This window comes from Paraburkholderia sp. EB58 (genome assembly GCF_050436665.1).
Lineage (GTDB): Bacteria > Pseudomonadota > Gammaproteobacteria > Burkholderiales > Burkholderiaceae > Paraburkholderia.
Map to the genome: position 1 here is coordinate 14,963 of NZ_JBNDMQ010000004.1, position 25,815 is coordinate 40,777.

The following is a 25,815-nucleotide window of genomic DNA, read 5'->3' on the forward strand; positions in this document are numbered from 1 at the left end:
CTAGGCAATGCTCAGGCGAGCGAATACTGGGATCTTCACCGCGTTCATCACCACCGCAAAGACCACGGCGGCCCCCAGCACGCTAATCACCGTCATGGCCGGCAACGCCGTCATCGCTATTCCGCCAATGGCGAGAACCGAAGCAATCAGAACATCGGTCACTGACGACACGACCAGCCAGAGGCTCGGCGGTGCGCCCCACATGCGCCGACGCTGCCGGATCGCATATAGCGTGGCCTGACTGCCGAATACGAGCGTGACAAACGTCAGGCTTTGCAAGGCAGTCATACCCAGATGCAACTCGAACCGGCCGGTCGCGAGGATCGACGTGCAGAAGGCCAGCAACGCTGTGCCCATCACGATGCCTGCGATCGTCAGGTTGCCGATTTTCCAGGCGTTTGGCGACGGCGAAGGGTCCACGTTGTCCGTCGTCAGCGACATGGCAAGAAAGTCGCCTGCGATCATCAGGATGACCATGAGCAACGGCGTCAGTACCGCGTGACCGGTCATGACGAGGCCGAATACGAGCAGCAGCGCAGTCACGATCTTCTTGAGGATCGAGTTCAGCGTATAGGTCATGATGCGCTGAAAGGTGATGCGGCCTTCCTTCACCGCGGCAACGATCCCGGCGAGGCCAGGCTCGGTCAGCACCATGCCAGCGGCCGATTTGGCGACATCGGTCGCGGTCGATACTGCGATGCCGATTTGCGCCTGACGCAGCGCAGGCGCGTCGTTGGCGCCGTCGCCGCACATGCCGACGATATGGCCGGCCTGTTGGAACGCCTTGACGAGCTTGTACTTGTCTTCCGGCATCACGCCCGCGAACACCGCGAACGCTTGCGGCGCGACACCTTCCGGAATCGGCCCGGGTGGGCAGATCGCGCCGTCCAGACCCACTGCATGCGCGACAATCGCGGCGGTCGCGGGTGCGTCGCCGGTCACCATCATCGCGCGCACCCCAAGGCTATGGAGTTCGGTGACGAGCGCGGCCGAATCGGCGCGCGGCGGATCACTGAGCGCAACCAGTCCGACCAGTTGCAACGCGTCCGGGGCGCCAGCCGCGACAGCCAGCACACGGAAGCCCTGTTCTTCGAGCGTGTTCGCTTGAGCCGCCGCATTCGGCGATGGCGCAGCCAATGTTGAAACGACCGCGAAGGCACCCTTGACGACGCGCTGCGTGCCGCCGCCGGGCGCCGTGGCGAGCGCTTCGGACATTTTCCTCGCGGGGTCGAACGCGGTGAAGTTGACGAGCTTAGGTGCGTCAGCAACGGCACTGGCTTCGGCGGCCGTGCGGATCGCCGTGTCGACGGGGTCCTGTCCGCCCTCCGCGCTCGCCAGCGCCGCCAGCGTCAGCACGTGGGGGTTATCGAAACCGGGCATGGCCTGCACACAGGTGACGGTCAACCCGTTGCACGTCAACGTACCCGTTTTGTCGGCGCACAGCACGTCCATGGTGCCGGCTTCGTCCACCGCGGTAAGGCGTGTGGATAGCACGCCCAGCTTCGCCAGGGCTCGCGCGCCGAGCGCCGCAGACAGCGTGAAAGTGGCGGGCAGCGCAACAGGAATCGATGCGAGCACAGCTGTCAGCACCAGCGGCACGATATCCGCAACCGGCATGTGAACATAAAACGCGTACGCGATCAGTAGCGCGATAACCACGCCGTTGAACGCAGCAAGATTACGCACCACGAGCAGCACGGCCTTTTGCTGTGAACTCACCACGTGCGCGGTGCGCACCAGTTCCGCGGTGCGGCCGAAGCGCGTTCGAGAGCCCGTTGCCGTGACGACGGCCACCCCCTCGCCACGCCGTACCAGCGCGCCGGCAAAGGTCTGCACGCCGGCGCTCGCTTCGATCGGCTCCGACTCGCCCGTGAGCATTGAATGGTCGAGCAGCACGTTGCCCGAAGTGAGGCGCATATCGGCTGCAACCACGCCGCCTAGCGACAGCTTGACCACATCGCCGGGCACCAGGTCTGCAGCCGGGACAATCGACCACTTGCCGTCGCGCTGTACCGACGCACTCAGCGCGAGGCGCAATTTCAGCGCCGCGAGCGTCGCCTGGGCACGGCTCTCCTGCAATAGCCCGAGCGCTGCGTTAAACACGAGCAACCCCGCAATGATCCCCGCCTCGACGTACTTGCCGAGTCCACATTGCAGCACGATGGCGGCTTCGAGCATCCACGGTACCGGCGCCCAGAATTTTTCGAGCGCCACACGCAGCGGATGCGCCGACGTATCCGGCATGGTATTCGGCCCGGACGCCGCCAGTTCCTTACGCGCCTGCGTACTGCTCAGGCCGCCGGACGGTGCTGTCGTTGGCTGGCTAGTTGCGCCCTCTTGCGGCACGATCACTGCTGCGGGAGTCATGGTGGGTCAGCTCTCGGTTATCGTGCGCCGGATCGGCCGAGACGACGTGGGTGGAGGCGGCGCCCCACCCTCGATAGACTGGATCGGTCAGTGAACAGAAGGAGAAGGCGGCGGTGCGCTCGCCGAGGGACGCACGCGCCCCGTCGAGGTGTCACCGCTTGAGGGGACACAGTCAAACAGCCAATCCGCCATGGCAACCTGTTGACTCAGGATGCCCTCACAGGTGAACTTGGTTTCAAAGAAGCCGCTCGCTTCGGCAGCGGCAATCAATGAGGTGTAGGACGCAATCTCATAGCGTTTGAAAGCCATCAGAATGGCCAGATTACGGGCTAACTCTTCCGCCGTTTGAGCGATGCTTCCCGTTTCGATAGCACCAGCGACCTCATCAGGCAGTGTCGGCAGTATGGCGTCGCTACCGTCGGTGCCTTCAATACGCTCCATGCATCCTGCCAACGCTTTCTGGTTCGCAAGCGTAGCCGTCAGGTCTGCGTCAATGCGCTCGTTGACCTCGGGATAGAGCGTCGTTGCGGCTACGTGACTTCGCAGTAGCCACTCGGCATGCCGTTCCATCGCACAGGCGTCTCGCAGCGCGCGCATCAGGTCAGCTTTTAGATGAGTCATCGGGAATCCCTGTCAAAATCGTCCCAGCGGGTCTAACGAGCGCGTTTGCACCACGATGGGTAGTCGAAGCGTGAATTCGCTTCCCGCGCCGGGACCCGCACTGATCGCCGATACCGTTCCGTCGTGTGACTCGGCAACGGCCTTCACGACCGCAAGTCCTACCCCCAGACCGCCCGCGCTGGCCCCGATCGTTCTGCAGGATTGAGCGAACAGATCGAAAATATGCGGCAAAAGCGCATCCGATATCCCCATGCCATCGTCTTTCACCGATACGACCAGAACATGATGGTCCGCGAGCACGTTGACCGCGATGTGGCCATGTTCCGGGGTGTATTTAATCGCGTTATGCAGGAGATTGTTGACGGCCTGCGCGAGACGAACCGGGTCGCCTTCTACGCGCAGCGCCCTGTCCGCAATCTGCACCGCGAATGTCTGGCTGCGCTGGGCCGCTGCTAGCGCGGCGGCGGTCAGCGGAGCAGCGAGCACCGCCACCACGTCCACCTGAACCTTGCTCACGCGCAACGCACCATGCTCGACCCGCATGGCGTCCATCAAATCCTCGGACAAGCGCACGATGTGCGCGATTTGCCGGTCGATCATGTCCACTGAGCGGAGCACCTCCGGCCGGTCTGCCGATGCCCTGCGGATAAGTTGGGCCGCGAGCTGCAGCGGCGACAAAGGTCCGCGAAGCTCGTGTGCCACCATCGCCAGGATTTCGTCCTTGAGCCGCAACGCATCGAATTGACGAACGGGCTGCGAAGCGGGCTTGGTGAAAGCACCGGTGGGTCGCTGCTGCGGCTGCTCCAGTATGGCGTCGGTCAAAGGTGCATAGCCCGCCGCACGCGTGCCGACGGACCAGCGGAAAGAACCAGAATGAGTGGACATGTTGATCCCCAAATCCCGCCCCTTGTGGGAGCGATGGATCGATGGACGGCAGTTGGCCGTTGCCTGCCGCGTGAGAGCGATCGGAAGCTCACCGCTACGCAGAGGTGAAATAACAGAGTCCCACGAACGAAGCGGTAAGTCTGTACGGTAGCGTTCAAGTCAGTAATAACAACCGCACTCGGCGCGTGCGTTTAAACCGGGTGTTCTATTCCGCCGCTTTGTGTGGCCCTTCTGCACGCTGCACGGTGCCGCCTCTCAAGCGTACTGGCGAAGGCTCAGCGAGAATTCCACGAGTGCCTTGCTGCCACTCTGCTCAGCGCGACAGCACCAATCCTGCAACTGCGACAGCAACTGCTCGCTCGAGCGCGTCGACCGTTCCCAGATCGCCAGCAGTTCGTCACGCAACTCGACGTAGGTGCGCAATTTCTGGCTGCTTTCGACTATTTTCTTGAACTGTTGCTCATGCAGCCCGCTCTGTGCCGTGTGTGCGCAGCGAAGGCCTTTGCGTACCGCTCGCATCCGCGCGGCTCTTTCGCGGCGGCTGAGGTGCGCGCTTCGCTCCAGTTCCTGGCGGTACGCCCGCTCGGCTGTCTGCGAGTAACGCGCCATCACCTCAAGGCGGCTGCGAATGATGGCCTGCACCGCATCGTCGTCGAGCACGCATTTTCCTTTCACGAGACGCGGTTTCGGCGACGTTTTCCTGACCTTCGCCAAACCCACCGCAGAGAGCATGCAGATGTACACCCAACCGAGATCGAACTCATACCATTTGTTCGACAACCTGGCCGACGTCGCATAGGCGTGGTGGTTATTGTGAAGTTCCTCCCCGCCGATCAGGATGCCGAGGGGAAACACGTTCGTGCTTGCGTCTGCGGAATCGAAGTTGCGATAGCCCAGAAAATGTCCGACGCCATTGACCACGCCGCCTGCGAGGAACGGAATCCAGATCATCTGCACGGCCCAGATGGTCACGCCTATGCATCCGAACAACGCAACATCCATCACGATAAGCAGGCTGACGCCCAGATCCGGATACCGCGCGTAGAGGTTGCGTTCCACCCAGTCGTTGGGCGTACCATGGCCGAATTTGCGCAACGTCTCTTCGTTCTTCGCTTCAGCGCGATAGAGCTCTGCGCCGCCAAGCAGCACCTTCCAGATTCCACGAACCTGCGGACTGTGTGGATCAGCTTCGGTCTCGCACTTCGCGTGATGCTTGCGATGAATCGCAACCCACGGCCCCGTCGTCACGCCCGTCGTCATCCACAGCCAGAAACGGAAGAAATGGCTGACGGCGGGATGCAGTTCAAGCGCGCGGTGCGCCTGACAGCGGTGGAGGTACACAGTCACGCTGATAATCGTCACGTGCGTCAAGACGAGCGTGGTCAGCAGAATTTGCCACCATGACAGCGAAAGCACGCCGTGCGAGAAGAATGTAAGGGGAGTAGAGAACAAGATGGACCTTCGCGGTAGGGATCAGGCGTATCCGCGACAGCGTGCCTGGCAGAATCCGGCATGACAGTTCCCGGTGCCTCTTTATGACACCCAGATGTCGTGACCGGAGCATCGTTCCAAGCATAAGGTCCAGCGTGGAGTGTGTCGGTACGGTTCCGTACCGGAGCGGAAGTTTGAGGCAGCAAACAAGCCTGTTTGCCAAAGTCAAAGCCATGGTGGCTCGCACAGCCGCGCGGTCTGCACGAGCATCAAATGGTCTACCGCAAACGCCGCTAAGCCTCTCGTCGTGCGTCCTGGCGGCGAAGCTCGCCCGTGAATCTCTCGGGCGCCCACGACTCCCTGAGCGCCCGCCGGAAAAGTTCTTGCTGGCTTTCCGGCGCAAGGCCGCCGACAGGCGGGTCTCGGTCCAGATTGGTGGGAAATGGATAACCTTCGGCACACGATGCAATTACTGCATCGACCTCCACCACGGTCATCTGCTGCGAGGCGAGATTCTGCTGCAGGAGCGGATACATCACCTCGCACATCCGTGCACGATTTAACGATTCCATCGCACGACCGTAGGCCGAAGACATCTGCAACAGATTGGCCATGCGCTGAATCGACGAGGTCTGGTTCGAACCGGCAGCATGAAAGAGCGCTGGGTTGAAGAAGATCGCATCGCCTTTCTTCAGAGGCAGTTGTACAAAGTGACTCTCGAAGTAGGCGCGAAAATCCTCGCGACGCCAGGCGAGATAGCCCGCGGCATATCGCTGCGAAAACGGTAGCAGCCTGGTGGGACCGCTCTCAACGGGCATGTCGCTATGCACGACCGCCCCTTGGAGGGTGAGAAAAGGCGACATCGTATGCACATGGGCGGGGTATCGCTCGGCCTGGGCCACACTCTGAAATCCGAGGTGATAGTCCCGGTGTGCCTGCTGCGCTGCTCCACCGGGCCGGACAACATTGATCTGGGAAGTCACCTGGAAGTAAGGACCCAGCCATGCCTCGGCGGCGGCAACCAGTACAGCATTGGCGTAATAGCGCGCGAATACAGCCGGAGCGCGCAGGCAAAGCTTCTCCTGCGCGTTCCAGATACGGTCGTTGGCGCCAGCCTTCGCGAAGTGGTCTCCCACTGCGGTGCCGGCTTCGCGCTCGTCATGGATGATGGCTTCGAAGACTTTCGTCGCTTCGTCGATTGGCGTGGTATCGGCGAAGGCGCTTTCCAGTACCAGAACGCCCGCGCCGTGGTTCATCACTTCCGTCCACTCGGTCTGCAAGTCGCGGCGGCGGGACGGGGCATCGAGGTCCCGGCCGAGTTCGCGGCAGTCATAGATCGGAATGTGCTGACGTATTTCGGCAGCAAACCGCAGATCGCTATCTTCGGGGCGCGGTCGAAGTACGGCCAGAAAATCATCGAGCGAACAGTCCTGCTCGCGATACCAGGTGTCCTGTCTTGCGCCGGAGCGCGTGTCGTTGTGGTTCATGGTGTCTCCGCCATCAGTACTCCAAGCATAGCGCTTCACTGAGGTCCTGCGTTACCATCAAACACATCAAAAACACATCAAATCGGAACGTTTCAGTCATGGCTCATCGCTTTCTCATCAAGGAGATCGCGCTCCAGGCAGGCGTAGGCATGGCCACCGTCGACCGCGTGCTAAACGGCCGGGAACACGTGCGCGAACACACGCGTCAGCGGGTTCAGCAGGCAATCAAGGAACTCGAGAAACAAAAATTCCAGCTGGCTTCGAGCGGCCGGAAGCTCGTTGTCGATGTAGTTGTCGAGGCGCCGCGCAGGTTTTCCGATGAAATACGTGATGCGCTGGAAGCCGAATTACCCGCCCTGCTGCCAGCGGTATTTCGGCCGCGCTTCCTGATGCAGGACACCATGACGACCGCTGAAGTCGTCGAAGCGCTCCGGGCAATAGGCAGGCGAGGCAGCCATGGTGTATTCCTGAAGGCACGCGACGTGCCGGCCACGTCCGACGCGATTGCAGAATTGCAACGACGAGGTATTCCGGTTGTCACCATCTTCACGGACATTCCGGGGTCGGCGCGCATTGCCTATGCAGGACTCGACAACCGCGTGGCAGGCGCGACCGCCGCCTATCTGATAAGTCAATGGCTTGGCGGGCGAGCGGGCAACGTTCTCGTCACCATGAGCGACGACCGCTTCAGGGGCGAAGAGCAACGTGAGCTCAGCTTTCGCGACGAGTTGCGCACACGCCATCCGAACCTGACACTCATCGATGCGAGCGGAGGACACGGCCTCGATCTGCAGACGGAAGCGCGTGTGCGGCACGCTGTGGGAACAGCGCGCAAGATTGCGGCCGTCTATTCAATGGGTGGCGGCAACATCGCGATCCTTCGCGCGCTCAAGGCAATCGGTCAAACGCCGAAGTGCTTCATAGGACACGATCTCGACAGGGACAACGTCCAACTGCTCAAAGAGGGAAAGCTCAGCGCCGTGTTGCACCACGATCTGCGGCAAGACATGCGCACGGCATGTCGCCACATCATGCATTTTCATAGACTGCTGCCGGCTTCCGCCATTGGACTTTCGTCGTCCGTGGTCGTCGTTACACCGGTGAACATTCCGCATAGGTGAAGCCAACCCCGTCCGTAATGAGATCACGTGCGGGAGCATCGAGCAGTGCGAAACAATCAGGCAGCCGCCGCATCGGGGGGGTCCACCCGGAGCTTTTGCCGCAGCATCCTGGCCGCCGCAATCATGTTCGTGAGGGCGGCTTCAGTCTCCGGCCAGCCGCGCGTCTTCAGACCACAATCGGGGTTGACCCACAGGCGTTCGGCGGGGATTACCTCGCACGCACTCTCGAGCAAGCGCTGCATCGTTTCGACACTTGGCACGCGCGGCGAATGAGTGTCATATACGCCGGGGCCGATTCCGTTCGGATAGGCGAACGCGCCGAAGCCGTCGAGCAATTCCATCGACGATCGCGAGGTCTCGATTGTAATCACATCCGCGTCGAGCGCAGCGATGGACGGCAAGATGTCGTTGAACTCCGAATAGCACATATGCGTATGGATCTGCGTGGCATCCGAGACCCCACCCGACGCGATCCTGAACGCCCGCGTCGCCCATTCCAGATACGCTGTCCAATCGGCCTTGCGTAGCGGCAAACCTTCACGAAACGCAGGTTCGTCGATCTGAATGATGCGGATTCCAGCCTTTTCAAGGTCGATCACTTCGTCGCGAATCACCAGCGCCAATTGCAAGGCGGTGGTTGAACGCGGTTGATCGTCACGTACGTACGACCACTCGAGCATGGTGACCGGGCCGGTCAGTACGCCTTTTACGAGCCGGTCCGTCAAAGACTGAGCGTGACACGCCGCATCCACCATCATCGCTTCGGGACGATAGACGTCGCCGTAAATGATTGGCGGCTTCACGCACTGCGAGCCGTAGTTCTGGACCCAGCCGTTTTCCGTGAACGTATACCCCCACAGCTTTTCGGCGAAGAACTCGACCATGTCGTTACGTTCCACCTCGCCGTGCACGAGCACGTCGAGCCCGAGTTCCTCCTGTTTGCGCAACACCGTGGCCGTTTCCGCACGCATGCGTTCGAGGTAGTCCAGCGCGCGCAATTCGCCGCGCTTGTAGGCGGCACGCGCCTGGCGGATCGCGGGCGTCTGCGGGAACGAGCCGATGGTGGTGGTCGGCAACAGCGGCAGCTTCAAGGAATGCCGCTGCACGCGACTGCGGTCTTCAAACGGGCTCTTACGGCTCGCCATTGCGTCCGTCACGGCCGCCACCTTTCTTTGCACCAGCACGTTCATGACGGCGCTTGAACTGCGCCGCGCGTCGAGCGTTCTGTCCGCAGCCGCAAGCGCGGGCTCAGCCGCCGCCGGATCGCGTAGCGCGAGAGCGATGGTGCCGATTTCCTCGAGCTTTTCGGTCGCGAAGGCGAGCCACGATTTCACGTCGGCATCCAGCCGCTTTTCTGCGGCGAGCGAGACGGGCACGTGCAGGAGTGAGCAGGACGGCGCAATCCAGAGACGCTCGCCGCGTTCGGCATGAAGCTGCTGCAGCGAGCCGACGATTTCGCCCAGATCGGCACGCCAGATATTGCGCCCATCGATCACGCCGGCCGACAGCACCTTGTCCGCCGGCAGCGTCTTCTGCCATGCATCCAGCTGCTGCGGAGCGCGGACCAGGTCGATATGCACGCCGTGCACCGGTAACGTCGCGACCCGCGCCGCGTGATCGGCGGCGGTGTCGAAATACGTCGCAAGCAATACCTTGACGCCGGATGCGCCCAGCACGTCATACACCGCGGAAAACGCTTCGAGCCACTCGTCTTCGAGATCGAGACACAGCGCGGGCTCGTCGATCTGCACCCACTCGATACCCCGTTGCTGCAGCTTGTCTAGAATGCGCAGGTAGCGGATCACGAGCTTCGGCAGCAACGACAGCCGGTCGAATCCTGGTGTTTGACTCTTGGAGAGCCACAGATAAGTGATCGGTCCGATCAGCACGGGCTTGACCGGCAGATCCAGTGCGAGCGCCTCGTCGACCTCCTCGAAAAACCAGTCCACCCCGCCGTTGAAGGTCGTCTCCGGTCCCAGTTCCGGCACGAGGTAGTGGTAGTTGGTATCGAACCACTTGGTCATTTCCATCGCCGGCTGAGCCTTGTTGCCGCGCGCCAGTTCATAGTACTGGGCCAGCGACAGGGACATCGGCTCGAATTCGAAGCGCTCAGGCAAAGCGCCGAGGAGCGCAGTCAGATTCAGCATCTGGTCGTAGTACGCGAAATCGCCGACCGTCACGAAGTCCAGCCTGGCGGCGCGCTGCTGTTCCCAGTGACGGGCGCACAACTCCTTCGCGACGCCGCGCAGATAGGCATCGTCGGACTCGCCGCGCCAGAACGATTCCTGGGCAAACTTGAGTTCGCGATGGGCGCCGATGCGCGGAAAACCATGTATGTGAGTGCGAGCCATAGCGGATCCTTGACTGAATGGCGCACAGTTTGAGAGTCGCGCTATGATTCATCAAGCGACATGTTTTCATTATCGTATGAGCCACATTCATATCACCCATATCACTCACCCAGCGGCTTGTGGCCTCCCAAGGCAGCACCATGCTTGAACTGCGTCATCTGCGATCGCTGATCGCCATCGCCGATTCGGGCAAGCTGGTCACCGCCGCCGAGCGTGTCAATCTCAGTCAGTCTGCGCTGTCGCACCAGATTCGCGACATGGAGGCGCAATACGAGGTGTCCCTGTTCGAGCGCACCCGGCAAGGTCTGCGCTTTACGGTGGCAGGCGAGCGCCTACTGGCGCTCGCGCGCGAGACCGTGGCCGCAGTGGCTACTGCCGAGCGGGACCTGGTTCGCCTGAAGGGAGAAGTTCGCGGTGAACTTCGAATCGTGCTGGAGTGCCATACGTGCTTCGACTGGCTGATGCCGGTCATGGACGAATTTCGACGCCGCTGGCCGGAGGTCGAGGTCGATCTGGTCGCCGGCTTTCACGCCGACCCGATGAGGCTTCTGAAGGACGGGAAAGCGGACGTGGTGATCGGCTCAAAGCCCGCCACCCGGCGCAATCTGGACATTGCGCCGCTCTTCAGGTTCGAGATGCAGGTGGTAATCGCCAACGAACACCGTCTGCGCAACAAGCGGCGCGTGAATCCCGAAGATCTGCGCGGTGAGACGCTCATCACCTACCCGGTTCCTGAATCACGCATCGACCTGATTCGCGAAGTGCTGGAACCGTCCGGCATCCGGCTCGAGCGCCGGACCGCCGAACTGACCATCGCGATCATGCAACTGGTGGCAAGCCGCAGGGGCATCGCGGCATTGCCCAACTGGGGATTGAAGAACTACGTCGACCACGACTATGTGCTGGCAAAACGCGTGGGCGCGGACGGCCTGTGGAGCGAGCTGTATGCGATCGCGCCCAAAGGTACCGCTGGCCGGCCCTACTTCGACGATTTCGTATCGATTGTGCGCGACATCTGCGCCGCGCAACTTGATAGCATCGAACTGCTGTCCGGCCTCGATTGATGAGGCGTCCCGTGCCGTCACGGGCCCCGGATCAGCGATCTGGTCTGGTCAACTCGACATCGGCTGGGGCGGCTGGCAGCCAACCGGTCCTGCTCTTCTAGCCGACATCGACCAGCCTGCCTACGACGCGCAGGTCTGACAGGCTATTTGTGTGTCTTGCGATGAAAGCGGTGCTCAAGCGGCCGCAACGACATCGATGCGCAGCGCCTGCCCGCCAGCCACGATCGCGAGCAGGTGGTCGACGTTCGGGTGCGCACCCGGACGATTGCGCGCGTCGGCCGTGTGCTCGGCGAACACTGCGAGGCCATGTTCGGCCGCCTTGGCGTCGAGCGTGCCGAAAGTTTGCCGCAGATAGTGGTACACGGCCAGCGAGCCCTGTTTGCCCGGCTTGTTCTCGATGCTGGCCACCACGGCGCCCTTGCCGTCGACCAGATCGACGCGCTCGATACCGTCAATGGCGGGCAGCTGCGCGAGGTTGTCCTTGAATACGTTGCTCGGTTGAATCACTGAAATACTCCATCGGTTCGGGAAGTTGCATGACGGGCGCTATTTTATCCGATAGGGTTGTGCGCACGCGCCGAGCGCGGCGCATACCTTAGCCAAAACGCGCGTGCTATATTCATCCGATCAAAAGTCCGCGCCAGTTGTTGCGCGCGCTCGCCTGAGATGGGCCGCTCTCCTTCCTGCCGCGTTGCCAGTCAAGACATGTCGAACGCCGCCGACAAGACATCGCCTGCCGAATCCACCGCGTCGGCACCCGCCTGGAGCGGCATCGCACCGCGCCTGTGGCAACTCGCGGCGCTCGTTTGCGGCGTTCTGATCCTGCTCGGCTCTGTGCTGGCCGGCGCGCAGTACGCCACGCGCACCGTCGACGCACGCCAGCGGTTGATAGGCAGCGAACTCGCCATGTCGGTCGACCGCATCCTCAACAACGTGATATCGCGGCGTGGGGCCGAATTAGCGGCCCTGGCTGGGCGCCCATGCGCGCAGGTAGAGCGCCAGTTGTCGGAATTGCAGACCTACGTGACCTACGTGCGAGTGATCACGCTCGTCGAAGATGGGCGCCTGTATTGCTCATCCGCCCTCGGAGCGATCGACGTGCCTCTTTCGAGCTATCGATACAAGCCTGGCGCGCCCGTGAGCATCAAGCTTCTCCCCGGGACGCAATTTCAGCCAGATGTGCCGGTCCTCGCCCTGTACCATGCCACGAGCGACCGCCTTGGTGTTCTGTACATCATCGAGGGCGAGTACATTGCCGACCTGCTCGCGCACGGCGTCCGTTACGGCGCGCGGCAAACCGCCTTGTCGATGGCGGGCGTTGGGCGTCTTACGGACGACGGCACCTTTGTGGCGGCCAGCGAGCCGCCCCCCTCTGAGACCACCCGCGTGGCATCCGGCACGTGGCCGTTTTCGATCGAGCTGTCCGCTTCGCCGGAGTTCGTCTCGCAGATGCGCTGGAAGTACGGACTGCTGTTTGGCGGAATCGGCGTGCTTGTGAATGCGCTGCTTGCAGCTGTGTATCTCCTCACGTTCGCACCGCGTCGTCTGCTGCTCGCCGCGGTGCGGCGCGGCTTGCGGCAGGGCGAACTGTATGTCGTGTATCAGCCGATTGTCGACATCGCCAGCCGCGCTACGGTGGGCGTCGAAGCGCTGTTACGCTGGCATCATCCGAAGTGGGGGACCATCAGCCCCGCCGTGTTCATGATCGAAGTCGAGTCCAGCGCGCTGCTCGCCGATGTCACGCGCTTTACCCTGCGTACGGCGGCGGCGGAAATGAGCGCGCACATGCCAACGCGGCCGTTGCGCATTGCGGTCAACATCGCACCACGTGACCTCGAACGCAGAAGCTTCGTGACCGAAGTGCTGGCGGCGAACGATGGACTGCCTGAGGGCGTCAGCCTGGTGCTGGAACTTACCGAACGCTTTCTACTGAACAAAAGTCCTCGGATCATGGAGATCTTCGAGACACTCAAGGCGCACGGCGTTCGCTTCGCCATCGACGACTTTGGCACGCAGCACAGCAACCTCGATCTGCTCAGCCGTTTTCCATTCGACTTCGTGAAGATCGACGGGCAATTCGTGTCGCAGGTGGATACGGGCGGCGTCGAACTGATCAAAGGAATCGTGTCCGTCGCACGACACTTTGGGCTCCTCGTGATCGCCGAGGGCGTGGAGACGGAAGCGCAGCATCGTGCACTGCGCGACGTCGGCGTACCGTTCGGCCAGGGCTATCTGTATCAGCGGCCGCTGCGCGCAAACGAACTGGCGGAGAAGCAGAAAGCAGGTCTCTACGCGCATTCGTAATGACACGCTGCGGCCCTCTGCTACTGAACAGTAATCGTCGCCTTCATATTCGGGTGAATACCGCAGAAAATGTTGTACACCCCCGGCTTATCGAACTTGAACTGAAAAGTCTCATTCTGATCGAGCGCAGCAGAACGAAACAGCCCCGCGTCGTTGACCACCGTATGCGGTTCGCCATCGAGATTCTTCCACGTCACCGTCGTCCCTGCTTTAACGGTGACCGCCATCGGCGAGAACATAAAGTTCTTGATGACGACGGCATTCGCTTCCTCAGCCTGGGCAACCTGAAAGCCGGCTGACGCGGCCATCAACAGCATCGCTCCGAGATTGACGATCAACGCGCGTCTAATAGCAGTCCTGATCATGATGCTTTTCCCTTTCCAATCAATTAAATGTATCGATTCAAACGAGCGTGGTGTCGTCCAGCGTGGCCTTGAGCGGATGGTGCATGATCTTGATACTGGTCACGCCGAGCATCCGCGGTAGCTGATCGCTCGCCACGGTCAACGGCATGGGTCCAGGCCCGTTGCCGGCGGTCGGTTGCGGATAGGCGGTGGAACGCGCCGTATGGAAGGTGATATTGCCCTCGACCTTAGAGACGATCTGATGAATGTGCCCGTTGAGCACCGTGACCGAGCCGAAGCGCTTCAGATAGCTCATCGCCTGACCCGCGTCGCCGGTCCCCCAACCCCATGGCTCGTAGATCGTCCACATGGGCATATGCGCAAACACAACGATCGGTGTGCTCGACGAGCGGCCCTTCAGGTCGTTCTCAAGCCACTCGAGCTGGTCGTCGCCGAGGCCGCCCAAACCGTTCGGCTTGAAATGCATGACGTTCACGAGGCCAATAAAGTGCACACCATTATGGTCAAAGCTGTAATAGCCTTTGTTGTCCGACGCCTTGCCGAAACGACTGAAGTATTCAGCGCCGGGGCCGTCGGTCACGTCGTGCTCGCCCGGTACCGTATGCAGCTCGGTGATATTCAGACCTGACAACAACTGGGCCGCTAGATCGAACTGCTCCGGTTTCGAAAGATGCGTGATGTCGCCTGTGTGAATCGTCAGCGCGGGCTTGACCGGCATGGCATTGACGAAATCGATGGTCTGCTTGAGCGTGCCCGCCACATCCGGATTGGCCTCCTTGTTGAAGCCGATGTGAGTGTCGCTGATCTGCAGGAAGAGTGGCACGCCCGAAACCGCAGAGGAATCCTTAGTGCTGGCGGCAAGCGCAAGCTCCACTGGAGTAAGAATACCGCCTGCCAGGACAAACACAGTGCCCACGCCGCCGAAGGCGAGACACTTCAGCGCGCCGCGGCGCGACGGATCGGATGGAAGATCTGACGACATGGTGACCTCACGATTGAAGTTCAGGAGATCGTCCGCCGGACCATCCGGCGAGATTCCTGACTGGATTCAATGAGGAGACTGTAGCGATATCCGGTTTATTCCCTGTTTTACCGGTATTTATCAGCGGAGCCTCGCCTGGCAAGCAAGAGCGCTCCGCTGCACGCGCTACGAAGCAGGATGCGCCCGCAGATCCGTAATGAAGCCATTGAGTTCGGTTTCACCGGCATCGGTAATGGCCCAGTAGTTCATCCCTGCGGCACTCCAGTGCGCGAGGTGATAGCCCTGCCGCTCGTAGATATGCGGCGTTGCACCCGCATCGCTGCCCGGCCAGACATACAGGTTGATCGGATGCAGCTTGTAGCGATAGACCATCACCGCGACTGCTCGCCCGTTCAGGTAATCGAGCCGGCCACCCACCAGCGGATAACCTTGCTGCGCGAGGTCGATCACCGGCGGTGCAAAGTCGATCTTGCCGTCGAACCATGGCTTGACCGTGTGGCGGTCCGTCGAAATCACGTCATACAGGTGATCGAACTGTAACGACCGCACATGACTGTCCACCAGTTCCTCGGTCAGGTGCGTATCGCCGGACGGCGTCGAGAGGTAGAGCCCCGCACTCCAGGTCAACGCCACCAGACTCACCACCATCGCGCCGACGGGCGCCCAGCCCAGCGTTCCACGAGCGCCAGCAGTGCCACCCGTGCCACCCGCCACGCTCATGCCGCCGAATCCAGCGACTCCGCTAAAGCGCTCGCTCAATCGCTGCCACAGCGAGCGCTGCACCGGGAGCGCTGCCCGGATCCGTTTCACCAGTTCCGGCGGCGCATTCATCCGCAAATCGTTTTGCCGCAGTTGCGCACTAACTTGACGCTGCTGCTCATAAGCGCGCTTGCACTGCTCGCAACCGGCCAGATGACGCTCGAATTCGAGCGACTCGGACAAACTCAGTTCCTCGTCGATATAACCCGGCAGAAATTCAAACGCCTGTTCGTGATCCATCACGCCTCCTGATCCGTCGGCGCGAGCAGCGCCGCAAGTTGCTGGCGGCCGCGGCCGAGGCGAGACATCACCGTCCCCATCGGGATACCCACGATGACGGCGATTTCCTTGTATGACAACTCTTCCAGCTCACGCAGCACCACCACCTCCCGGTATTCCAGACGCAAGCTCGAGAGCGCGTTGTGCACCCGCTTGCGGCTCTGGCTGCGAATCAGCGTCGCTTCCGGGCTGTCGTCGTGCCCCGCACCATCGGCCTCGAGACTATGCACGTCTTCCTCGAACTCCGTGGTTTCCGCTGCATGCTCCCGGTTCTGCTGAAGCCAGGTGTAAAACGTGTTGCGCACGATGCTCAATAGCCAGGCGCGGGCGTCCTCGCCGCGGAACCCGCCAAAATAACGAAACGCGCGCAGATACGCCTCCTGGACGACGTCCTGGGCGTCCTGGTCGTTATGCGTCAGCCAACGCGCGACGTTGAAGGCCGAATTCATGTGCGGCAAGACGAGCGCCTCGAAGCGCTTCGCGATGATTGGATCGGCCATTGTTAAATCCCTGCGGTGCCCCTATCCGTGACCGACATTGATAAGACTGCAGGCAGAGCGTTTTTATTCCCGGACGGTCGAATCGACCCGCCTCACTTTGCCTGACAAGCGGATACCCGCAACCGGCGCCCCTCCCACCACGCATTGTGACGCAAGTTGAAAGTAAAACCATGTAACCTCTCGGTTTTTCCTAAAGTCGTGAAGCGGATGATCCGAGTGTTGGCGAGCCTGACAAAATCAGAAAAAGCGGCATATATAAGGCCCAGCCAAGCAACAGACCGCCTGCATTGCGCCGCCGCGCTGCTGGTATTCGGACTGCTTGCCTTTGTGGAATCCGCCCATGCAGCAGACGCGGCCTGTACGCCTCACGCCGGACCGGACGGCCGTCCCGCAGTCGGTCTCGTGCTGTCCGGCGGCGGCGCACGGGGCTACGCGCACCTGGGTGTACTGAAGGTGCTCGAAGAAAACCGCATTCCAATCGACTGTATCGCGGCCACCAGCATGGGCTCGGTGGTCGGCGGCCTGTATGCGAGCGGCATGACCGCGCAGGAAATGGAAAGGCGTCTCGCGCAGGTCAATCTGGCCGATATCGCCTTCGACGTAACCGAGCGCGCCGATCTGCCGCAATCGCAACGCGAGGACGAGCAGTTATACGCAGGCAGCCTCTCCTTAGGCTTTGGCAGCAACGGTTTCAGGCTACCGGCCGGACTCGTGCAAGGCAACCGTTTGCAGGCCTTACTGCAGGACTGGACCGCCGCGGTGCCGGGCAATGCCTCCTTCAATGAGTTGCCGATCCCGTTCTGCGCGATTGCCACGGACTTGCAGACCGGCCAGAAAGTCGTGCTCGAAAACGGTTCGTCAGCCTGATCCGTCGCGCGCTGAAAAAGGGCAGCGGGGTCCACTTTTACTGCGTCGTCTCGCCCTGCGGGGTGATCTGCACCGCCGCCGCCGACACGAAGACTGCGTGAACCATATCGCCCACCTTCACGTCCTTGAGATCGACGTCTGGCCCAACCTGCAAGGTCTGCGTCTGAGCGGCACCGCGCAACGTGACGAGTCCCTTCTTGTGGTCGATTTTCTGCACGGTGGCGAGCACCTCGATCTGCCGCGCCGATTCGAAGCCACCCGAAGCCGGTGCGTAGACCTGCGTGTCGACGCGCGAACGAATGCCGTTGTTGCCGCCCGACACCTTGTCGGCCTTGACGAGCAATGCGTTCTTATAGAGGACGTCGACCCGGTCACCCACCTTGAGTTTCTCGAAGCCTGCCACTTGCTGGCTCACCATCACGGCAATGACATGGCCGGCCGGCCCTTGCAAGGTCACAGTGCGCATGCCCGGATCGATACCGACGATCTCCGCTTTGATATGCACGGGCTCCACCGCGGTGGCCACACCACGTGTGGCGTCCGCGAGTGAGTTCTGCGCCCATACGGGTTGCGCGGTGGTCATCGCCAACAGCAGAGCTGCCCCTATCGTCGCTGCTTTCATTGATGCTCTCCTTGAAATAATCTGATTCAATACTGCGGCAAGGTAAATACTGAAATGCCCATATAAAGAATCATTGAATAAAACAGTCTTTCCGGACTAATACCATTCAAGGAACATCAGCGCAATGACTGAACGCGTCACGCTGAAAACCGCGAGTCTATATCTACTCAAGCGTCATCTGCTATGCGTCAGACATTAAATACATACGGAATATATGACGCCGTCATCCTGACTGGATTATTTAATTTTTATCAGTCGTGCCATGAATAAAATGGGGAATCCACTGCAAACCAACTGACGGCGGACACACGGAAATGTTTGAGATAAAAAAAGCCCCATTCGCTAGCGAACGGGGCTTCAATCCTTCATTCCTATGTGTCGCGGCGGCTCAACCTCGCCGCTCAACGGCGCCGCGCGCGTCGCAGTGAACAGCTACCGCTCAACACCGCGCCGCAAATTCAAACGCGCTCGATCGCGATCGCGATGCCTTGGCCAACACCGATGCACATCGTACACAACGCGAAACGCCCTTGCGTGCGCTGCAGTTGATACATCGCCGTGGTCACGAGCCGCGCACCGCTCATGCCGAGCGGATGGCCGAGCGCGATCGCGCCGCCATTCGGATTAACACGCGCGTCGTCGTCCGCCACGCCCAATGCGCGCAACACCGCCAACCCCTGCGACGCAAATGCCTCATTCAACTCGATCACATCGAACTGATCGATGGTCATGTTCAAGCGAGCCAGCAGCTTTTGCGTAGCAGGTGCCGGGCCGATCCCCATCACGCGCGGCGCGACGCCAGCGGTGGCGATACCGAGCACGCGTGCCCGCGGCGTCAGGCCGAAGCGCTTGGCAGTCGCTTCGTTGGCGAGCAGCAGCGCAGCCGCGCCGTCGTTCACGCCCGAGGCGTTGCCCGCCGTCACCGTGCCGTCCGCACGCACCACGCCCTTCAACTTGGCCAGCGCCTCGATACTGGTCTCACGCGGGTGTTCGTCTTGCGACACCACCAGCGGATCACCCTTCTTCTGCGGAATCGTCACGGAGACGATCTCCTGCGCGAGCGTGCCGTCGCGCTGTGCACGTGCCGCCTTTTGCTGGCTACGCAGCGCAAACGCGTCCTGATCGGCGCGGCTTACCTTGTAGTCGGTCGCGACGTTTTCGCCGGTTTCCGGCATCGAATCGACGCCGTAAAGTTGCTTCATCAGCGGATTGACGAAACGCCAGCCAATCGTCGTATCGAAGATATCGGCCTGGCGCGAAAACGCGCTGGTCGCTTTGCCCATCACGAAAGGCGCACGGCTCATGCTTTCGACACCGCCCGCCAGCATCAGCGCCGCCTCGCCCGATTTAATCGCGCGCGCGGCAATGCCCACTGCGTCCATACCCGAACCGCACAGACGATTGACCGTGGAGCCCGGCACACCCTCCGGCAAGCCCGCGAGCAGCAGCGACATGCGCGCAACATTGCGGTTGTCCTCGCCGGCCTGGTTGGCACAGCCGTAGATCACGTCGTCGATGGCGCTCCAGTCGACGTCCTTGTTACGCTCCATCAGCGCCTTGAGCGGCACGGCGCCCAGGTCGTCGGCCCGCACCGACGACAACGAACCCGCATAGCGGCCGATCGGCGTGCGAATCGCGTCGCACAGGAAAGCTTCAGTCATGTGATGTCTCCAGTTGGATGCTGCGCCGCTTGCGCGCTACATGAACGAACCGGCGCGCGGCCGCCACGTCGCGCAGCACAGCCGCCTTGCCCGGTCACGCCGTCACGGCGAGCGGAAGGGGTTATCCGGAGTCGATGCACTGCCCAACGCAGACTCCGTGCAGCCCATAGCAGAATAGCAGCGAATGGGCGCCGGCCGGCTCCAGATTGTTCGATATACGAACAACGGATCGCATATCGAACATTCAGGCTCGATGATAGGCGTGCTCCGGAAAGTGTGTCAAGCACGCCTAGCCGTCGTCAGGGAAATACCTGAACGGTAATGGCGGCCAGAGGCCTAAGCGTGGGCGTTATAGCGGCGCGCGCGTAGCCGGTGGCCATGCGTAACACCGCGGGTCCGGCAACCACAGGTAAACATCTGAAGAATGCCGTTGCGTTCCGATCAAACGGGGCGAATATGCTCGTCCTCGATGTAGCTGCGGATCACGTCCGCAAAACTCTTCTCGCCCGTCAAACCGAGTTGCTCCGCGCGTGTGGTGTCCCAGCGTCCCGGCCAACTGCCGACAATCTTCTCAATGCCCGGGTCCGGTCGCCATTCGATGCGCTTAACCACCTCCTCGCCCGCGACCTCACGCAGCGCGGCGACCATCTCGTCGACGCTAACCGAAATACCCGGCAGATTTAGCCTACGCTGGTTGCCGAGCGCGGCGGCGTCGACTTCGAGCCCAGCGATCAGGCATGCGATCGCCTTGCGCGGCGACAACAGCCACAAACGGGTGCTGCCCGCCACCGGACAAACGGTGGCCTCGCCGTTCAGCGGCTCACGGATGATGCCGCTCGCAAACGACGAAGCCGCCGCGTTCGGCTTCCCGGGACGTACGCTGATGGTCGGCAAGCGCAACACCCGCCCGTCGACGAAACCGCGCCGTGTGTAGTCACTCAGCAGCAGTTCCGCAATCGCCTTTTGCGTACCGTACGACGACTGCGGATTCAATGCCGTATCGTTACGCACCACGTCCGGCATATCGCCGCCGTACACCGCAACCGAGCTCGTGAACACGACCCTCGGCTTGTGCCCACGCAACCGGCACGTTTCGAGCAGCAGGCGCGACGCATCGAGATTGATCCGCATGCCGAGGTCGAAATCCGCTTCCGCCTGGCCACTCACAATCGCCGCCAGATGGAAGATGGCTGAAGTTTGGTCGTCGATCAGACGCTCGAGCACACTGCGCTCAGCGATGTCGCCCACTTCGGCGCGCACCCGGTTGTCGCCGTTGAAACCGCTCGCTGCAACGACGTCCATCAACACGAGTTCAGTGATCGGCTGCGGCTGGCCGTCCGGCCCCTTCAGTTCGCCGCGTGCCAGCAGTTCGCGTGCGAGGCGCTGACCGAGAAACCCTGCGCCGCCGGTGATCAGTACTTTCATGATGTTCGTTGTCCTTAATCGTTGCTAGTCCTGGCGTGCGTAGCCGTATCTGCGCGTGACCGAGTGTCTGAGTGTCTCAGCACGCATGAAGGCCTTCGATTCAGGGGTTATTCTGCAAATAAGGCTTAACCCAGCCCAACCCCGCCGACGTCCCCGCGCGCGGCCGATATTCGCAGCCGATCCAGCCGTCATAGTCGAGTGTGTCGATCAGATCGAACAGGTACGGGTAGTTCAGTTCGCCGAGATCCGGCTCGTGCCGCTCAGGGACACCAGCAACCTGAATATGGCCGATGCCCGCCATGTCGCGTTTCAGCTTGACCGCCAGATCGCCCTCGACGATCTGGCAGTGATAGCAGTCGAATTGCACCTTCAGATTCGGCGCGCCAACTTCTGCACAGATCGACTGCGCATCGTCCTGGCGATTCAGAAAGAAGCCGGGGATATCGCGCGTGTTGATCGGTTCGATCACTACAGTGATCCCGTCGGCCTGTGCAGTCTGCGCGGCGTACGCCAGGTTGCGCAGATACACCTCGCGATGCCGCTCGCGCGGCTGGTCCGCCGCGATCAAGCCGGCCATCACATGCAGTTTGCGGTTGCCGATCTGACGCGTGTAGCCGAGCGCGGTATCTATGCTGCGGCGGAACTCGTCTTCGCGCCCCGGCAGCGAAGCGATCCCGCGCTCGCCCGCCGCCCAGTCACCCGGAGGCGCATTGAAGAGCGTCTGGGTCAGGCCGTGTTCGGTGAGACGCGCCTTGATCTCAGCGGCCGAAAAATCGTAGGGGAACAGAAACTCCACGGCTTTGAAGCCGTCTTGCGCCGCAGCGGCAAAACGCTCGAGAAAGCCGTGCTCGTTGTACATCATGGTCAGGTTGGCAGCGAAGCGAGGCATTGCAGTAACTCCTTTTAAGCGTGACGCACGCGTTACCAGCGCGCGCCAAATACGTTGCGCAACTCATCCAGCGCCGCAGCATCGAGCGGTGCCGGACGCGGGTTCGTCATCAGCCACAGGCGCGCAGTCTCCTCGAGCTCCTCGAGCGCATACGACGCCTGCGCCACCGAGCGCTCCCACACCACGGGCCCGAGCCGCTCCAGCAGCACGCCGCGCACGGTGTCGGCCAGCGCCGCGATCTGCTCCGCGACCTGCGGGTCGCCCGGCCGCCGGTAGCGAATCAGCGGAATGTGGCCGACTTTCATTACGTAGTACGGCGTGATCGGCGGCAACACGTCGGTCTCGCTCCACACACCGGCCAGGGTCAAGGCAACCAGATGCGTCGAATGGGTATGCACGATGCCACGGGTTTGCGCGTTGCGAGCGTAGATGCCGCGATGCAACGCCAGCGTCTTCGACGGCTTGCCGCCCGACACCGCATTGCCCGCCAGATCGACCTTGGCAATATCAGTCGGATCGAGGCGCCCGACGCACGCGTCTGTTGGAGTGATAAGCCAGCCGTCGTCGAGGCGTGCGCTGATATTGCCTGCGCTGCCCACTGTATAGCCACGTTGGTACAAACTCGCCCCTGTGATGCAAATCTCCTCGCGGATCCTGGCTTCATCACCAATATGGATTCCTAAGCTCATGATGCCGCCCCGTCGAGATGACGCAGCGCCTTGGCAAAGAAATCGGTCGCACCGAAGTTGCCGGACTTGAGCGCGAGCGCAAGCGGGTCATCGCCGGTGGTCGCGGTGGCGGGCACACCTGGATCGATCTGCGCGCCGATACGCAGCGTATGCACCTCGAGCGCCTGTACCACGGCGCCCGAGGTCTCGCCACCGGCCACGACGAACTTGCGCACGCCCAGCTCGCGCAGGCCGCGCGCGATGGCCGCGAGTGTGCTTTCAACCAGATGTCCCGCCTGTTCGACGCCGAGTTCGCGCTGCACCGCCTTGACTTCGTCGGGCGTCGCGGTTGCGTAGATCAGCACCGGTTGTTGGTTGGTGAAGTGCTCGCGCGCAAACGCGAGCGCCTGTTCGACCACCGGCTCACCGCGCGCGGCCGCCAGCGGATCGATCCGGAACGCAGGCCGGCTTTCGCGCCAGGCCGCTACCTGCGCGTTGGTCGCTTTCGAGGCGCTGCCCGCCAGAACGACCGATAGGCCATTAACCGGCGGCAACTGACCCGCGTCCGCTGTCCCGGACAGCAACCCGGCGCGGCGAAAGTTCGCCGGCAAACCGATTGCGATACCGGAGCCGCCCGTGATCAGCTTGAGATCTGCGCAGGCCTCACCGAGCGTGTGCAGATCGGCGTCGGAGAGCGCGTCGGCAATCGCCATGCGCACTCCCTCGCGCCGCAGGGCGTCGAACCTCTCACGCACTGCCGCCGTACCCTGCGCCACACTGTCATACCGCACGAGTCCCACCTTCGATGCGGTCTGCCGCTGCAAGACGCGCACCAGATTCGCGTCCTTCATCGGTGTGAGCGGGTGGTTCTCCATGCCCGACTCGTTGAGCAATATGTCACCGACGAAGAGATGACCGCGATAGATCGTGCGGCCGTTCTCGGGGAATGCGGGACAGGCGATCGTGAAGGCTTCAACGCTGGTATCGGCCTCGCTGGAAACGCCCAACGCAGAAGCTGCAGAAGTAGGGCCCGCGCCAGGATCCGAGCCCGAAAGCACATCGAGCAACGCATCCGCAACCGGCCCGATGTTGCCCGCATCCGTCGAATCGAATGTCGAGCAGTACTTGAAGAAGAATTGGCGACACCCTTGCGCGCGCAACCAGTTGAGCGCGGCAAGCGATTGCGCCACCGCATCAGCGGCGGGGATGGTGCGCGATTTCAGCGCCACCACCAGTGCATCGGCCTCTACCGGTTCATCTGAAGAAGGCACGCCGATGGTCTGAACCGTGCGCATGCCGCCGCGCACCAGCATATTGGCCAGATCTGTCGCCCCGGTGAAATCGTCGGCAATGCAGCCCAGCAACGGCCGCGGGGATGAAATCGTCATGTCAGCGCTCCGGCTACGACTTCGCCGCCGGCACCTCGATGCCGGGGAAAATCTTGATCACTGCCGAGTCGTCCTCGCCGCCATGCCCTGCCGATGACGCCATCATGAACATCTGATGCGCGGCGGCAGAGAGCGGCAACGGGAATTTCGAACGGCGCGCGGTATCGAGCACGAGGCCGAGGTCCTTGACGAAGATATCGACCGCCGAGAGCGGCGTGTAGTCCCCTTTGAGGATGTGCGGCACGCGGTTTTCGAACATCCAGGAATTGCCGGCGCTATGCGTGATCACGTCGTATAGCGACTCGGCGTCGACGCCCTCGCGCAAGCCGAGCGCCATCGCTTCCGCAGCGGCCGCGATATGCACGCCCGCGAGCAACTGGTTGATGATCTTCACTTTCGAGCCGATGCCATGCGCGGCGCCCAGCCGGTAGACCTTGCCGGCCATCCCTGCGAGTACCTCCTCGCAGGCGGCATAGGCCGCAGCCGGACCCGCGGTCATCATGGTCATCTCGCCGGAGGCGGCACGCGCCGCGCCACCGGAGACGGGCGCGTCGAGCATCTGCAAGCCGGCCGCCTCGATACGCTGGCCGAGTTCGATGGCGAAATCAGGCGACACGGTGGCACTGGCAATCACCACGCCGCCCGGCTTCATGCTGGCCACCGCGCCCTGCTCGCCGAACAGCACCGCTTCGGTCTGTGCCGCATTGACCACCAGCGTGATGACAACCTCGCATTGCGCGCCCAGTTCAGCCGGGTTCGCACAGGCGACACCACCGTCCGCGGCGAAACTCTCCAGCACGGTGCTGCGCAGATCGCACGCGTGCACACGAAAGCCTGCCCGCAACAACGAGCGGGCCACGCCGAGCCCCATTGCACCGAGGCCGATGACTCCAACATTTCTGGACATGCTCTACTCCGGATGAGATTCGTAGGGTTCGACGTCGCCGCGCTACCGGTGACCAAGCACTGAGGCCAGGCCCAGCTTAAACGTCTCACGGCTCAGCAAATGCCGGCTTCCGCCAGACGGCGCGCGGCGTTGTACATATGCGTGCGGGCGGCGTTGCGCGCTGCCATCGGATCGCCCGCGCGGATCGCGGCGACAATCGCCGCATGCTCTTCGCGCACCTCGCGCGAAAAGTCCTCGCGCAGCGCCTCGTTGCGCCGCGTAACGACGGTCCCCGCTTCGAGGTACTGATTCAGGAACGCCAGTGTCTTGAGGAAATACGGATTGCCCGTGGCCACGGCGATCGCGCGATGAAACGCCACGTCCTCGGCGACCCCGTCGTGGCCAACGGCCACTGCCTCGTCGATCCTGGCGAGGGCGGCGTCAATCGACACCATGTCCGCGTCGCTGCGCCGCGTCGCGGCCTCGGAGGCCACCTCGGCCTCAATCGCCCGGCGCAGCGCGAGGATCTGCAACACCGAGCCGGCTTCGACCGCTTCCGCGTAGTCGATGCGCAGCGGCCGGATCGCGCCGTGTGCCGCGATGAACACTCCGCTGCCCTGGCGCGGCTCCACCACGCCCTCGTTCTTCAGGCGCGAAATCGCCTCGCGGATCACCGTGCGGCTTACGCCGAACTGCTCCGCCAGCACGGCTTCGGTCGGCAGCTTGCCACCCCGCGCGAAGGTGCCCTTGTCGATCTGCGTGAGCAATTGCTGCGCGACCGTGTCGCTGAGTGCGCGGACGGGAATCTTTTCGAACATGCTGCTCTCAATTGATCATGTTATCGGGTCATCATACAAATTATGACCACGTTCGGCATCGACAAAAACCCTGGG

Annotated in this window: 22 protein-coding genes and 1 pseudogene; 4 read left to right on the plus strand and 19 right to left on the minus strand. The window is 62.0% G+C overall.

Annotated features, from left to right (window positions below; translation table 11 throughout):
* The 5 genes from P3T40_RS07260 to P3T40_RS07280 all read right to left on the minus strand — a co-directional run bounded on the left by P3T40_RS07260 (nt 1) and on the right by P3T40_RS07280 (nt 6,791).
* On the minus strand, nt 1-2,367 hold the full coding sequence (locus P3T40_RS07260; protein ID WP_429267010.1) for an HAD-IC family P-type ATPase: 2,367 nt from the start codon (nt 2,365-2,367) through the stop codon (nt 1-3).
* Nucleotides 2,368-2,454: 87 nt separating this feature from the next.
* Nucleotides 2,455-2,988, minus strand: coding sequence for a DUF892 family protein (locus P3T40_RS07265; RefSeq protein WP_429267011.1), 534 nt, complete (start codon nt 2,986-2,988; stop codon nt 2,455-2,457).
* 12 nt (nt 2,989-3,000) lie between these two features.
* Complete coding sequence (locus P3T40_RS07270) at nt 3,001-3,873, minus strand: sensor histidine kinase (RefSeq protein ID WP_429267012.1); 873 nt, start codon at nt 3,871-3,873, stop codon at nt 3,001-3,003.
* Nucleotides 3,874-4,128: 255 nt separating this feature from the next.
* Complete coding sequence (locus tag P3T40_RS07275) at nt 4,129-5,325, minus strand: DesA family fatty acid desaturase (RefSeq protein ID WP_429267013.1); 1,197 nt, start codon at nt 5,323-5,325, stop codon at nt 4,129-4,131.
* A 272-nt stretch (nt 5,326-5,597) separates the two neighbouring features.
* Complete coding sequence (locus tag P3T40_RS07280) at nt 5,598-6,791, minus strand: phytanoyl-CoA dioxygenase family protein (protein ID WP_429267014.1); 1,194 nt, start codon at nt 6,789-6,791, stop codon at nt 5,598-5,600.
* 98 nt (nt 6,792-6,889) lie between these two features.
* Between P3T40_RS07280 and P3T40_RS07285 the strand changes: the two genes are divergently transcribed.
* The gene (locus P3T40_RS07285; RefSeq protein WP_429267015.1) at nt 6,890-7,912 is read left to right on the plus strand and encodes a LacI family DNA-binding transcriptional regulator; all 1,023 of its coding nucleotides are present in this window, start codon (nt 6,890-6,892) and stop codon (nt 7,910-7,912) included.
* 56 nt (nt 7,913-7,968) lie between these two features.
* Here the strand turns inward: P3T40_RS07285 and metE are convergent, their stop codons facing one another.
* Complete coding sequence (gene metE / locus P3T40_RS07290) at nt 7,969-10,263, minus strand: 5-methyltetrahydropteroyltriglutamate--homocysteine S-methyltransferase (protein ID WP_429267016.1); 2,295 nt, start codon at nt 10,261-10,263, stop codon at nt 7,969-7,971.
* 140 nt (nt 10,264-10,403) lie between these two features.
* Between metE and P3T40_RS07295 the strand changes: the two genes are divergently transcribed.
* Entirely contained in the window at nt 10,404-11,327 is a 924-nt protein-coding gene (locus tag P3T40_RS07295) for a LysR family transcriptional regulator (RefSeq protein ID WP_429267017.1), read from the plus strand.
* Nucleotides 11,328-11,501: 174 nt separating this feature from the next.
* Here P3T40_RS07295 and P3T40_RS07300 read toward each other — a convergent pair whose 3' ends face one another.
* On the minus strand, nt 11,502-11,834 hold the full coding sequence (locus tag P3T40_RS07300) for a DUF2322 family protein (protein WP_429267018.1): 333 nt from the start codon (nt 11,832-11,834) through the stop codon (nt 11,502-11,504).
* A 198-nt stretch (nt 11,835-12,032) separates the two neighbouring features.
* Between P3T40_RS07300 and P3T40_RS07305 the strand changes: the two genes are divergently transcribed.
* Nucleotides 12,033-13,631 (plus strand): EAL domain-containing protein, encoded by a 1,599-nt coding sequence (locus P3T40_RS07305; RefSeq protein WP_429267019.1) that lies wholly within the window; start codon nt 12,033-12,035, stop codon nt 13,629-13,631.
* Nucleotides 13,632-13,651: 20 nt separating this feature from the next.
* Here P3T40_RS07305 and P3T40_RS07310 read toward each other — a convergent pair whose 3' ends face one another.
* The 4 genes from P3T40_RS07310 to P3T40_RS07325 form a co-directional block, all read right to left on the minus strand.
* Nucleotides 13,652-13,996 carry a cupredoxin domain-containing protein gene (locus P3T40_RS07310; RefSeq protein ID WP_429267020.1) on the minus strand — a complete coding sequence of 115 codons (345 nt, stop codon included), beginning with the start codon at nt 13,994-13,996 and terminating at the stop codon, nt 13,652-13,654.
* A gap of 37 nt (nt 13,997-14,033) precedes the next feature.
* Nucleotides 14,034-14,978: a metallophosphoesterase family protein gene (locus P3T40_RS07315; RefSeq protein WP_429267021.1), complete on the minus strand. Its 945-nt coding sequence runs from the start codon at nt 14,976-14,978 to the stop codon at nt 14,034-14,036.
* 165 nt (nt 14,979-15,143) lie between these two features.
* Entirely contained in the window at nt 15,144-15,977 is an 834-nt protein-coding gene (locus P3T40_RS07320) for an anti-sigma factor family protein (protein WP_429267022.1), read from the minus strand.
* The gene (locus P3T40_RS07325) at nt 15,977-16,516 is read right to left on the minus strand and encodes a sigma-70 family RNA polymerase sigma factor (protein ID WP_429267023.1); all 540 of its coding nucleotides are present in this window, start codon (nt 16,514-16,516) and stop codon (nt 15,977-15,979) included. The genes P3T40_RS07320 and P3T40_RS07325 overlap by 1 nt, the downstream gene beginning before the upstream one ends.
* A 207-nt stretch (nt 16,517-16,723) precedes the next feature.
* Here P3T40_RS07325 and P3T40_RS07330 point away from each other — a divergent pair.
* Nucleotides 16,724-17,374 (plus strand): annotated as a pseudogene (locus P3T40_RS07330) (patatin-like phospholipase family protein); the annotation flags it as partial.
* A 46-nt stretch (nt 17,375-17,420) separates the two neighbouring features.
* On the opposite strand, the gene P3T40_RS07335 reads toward P3T40_RS07330, so the two are convergent.
* The 8 genes from P3T40_RS07335 to P3T40_RS07370 form a co-directional block, all read right to left on the minus strand.
* Complete coding sequence (locus P3T40_RS07335) at nt 17,421-18,005, minus strand: hypothetical protein (protein ID WP_429267024.1); 585 nt, start codon at nt 18,003-18,005, stop codon at nt 17,421-17,423.
* A 458-nt stretch (nt 18,006-18,463) separates the two neighbouring features.
* Nucleotides 18,464-19,666 (minus strand): 3-oxoadipyl-CoA thiolase, encoded by a 1,203-nt coding sequence (pcaF, locus tag P3T40_RS07340; protein ID WP_429267025.1) that lies wholly within the window; start codon nt 19,664-19,666, stop codon nt 18,464-18,466.
* Nucleotides 19,667-20,107: 441 nt separating this feature from the next.
* A complete protein-coding gene (gene denD / locus P3T40_RS07345) occupies nt 20,108-21,091 on the minus strand; it encodes a D-erythronate dehydrogenase (protein WP_429267026.1) in 984 nt (327 codons plus the stop codon).
* 100 nt (nt 21,092-21,191) lie between these two features.
* Nucleotides 21,192-21,980 carry a 2-oxo-tetronate isomerase gene (gene otnI / locus P3T40_RS07350; RefSeq protein WP_429267027.1) on the minus strand — a complete coding sequence of 263 codons (789 nt, stop codon included), beginning with the start codon at nt 21,978-21,980 and terminating at the stop codon, nt 21,192-21,194.
* 32 nt (nt 21,981-22,012) lie between these two features.
* Complete coding sequence (locus P3T40_RS07355) at nt 22,013-22,669, minus strand: aldolase (RefSeq protein ID WP_429267028.1); 657 nt, start codon at nt 22,667-22,669, stop codon at nt 22,013-22,015.
* Nucleotides 22,666-24,036, minus strand: coding sequence for a 3-oxo-tetronate kinase (gene otnK / locus P3T40_RS07360; protein WP_429267029.1), 1,371 nt, complete (start codon nt 24,034-24,036; stop codon nt 22,666-22,668). Before otnK ends, P3T40_RS07355 begins: the two co-directional genes overlap by 4 nt.
* A gap of 13 nt (nt 24,037-24,049) precedes the next feature.
* On the minus strand, nt 24,050-24,943 hold the full coding sequence (ltnD, locus tag P3T40_RS07365) for an L-threonate dehydrogenase (RefSeq protein ID WP_429267030.1): 894 nt from the start codon (nt 24,941-24,943) through the stop codon (nt 24,050-24,052).
* A gap of 92 nt (nt 24,944-25,035) precedes the next feature.
* Nucleotides 25,036-25,740, minus strand: coding sequence for a FadR/GntR family transcriptional regulator (locus P3T40_RS07370; RefSeq protein ID WP_429267031.1), 705 nt, complete (start codon nt 25,738-25,740; stop codon nt 25,036-25,038).
* Between the last annotated feature and the right edge of the window lie 75 nt (nt 25,741-25,815).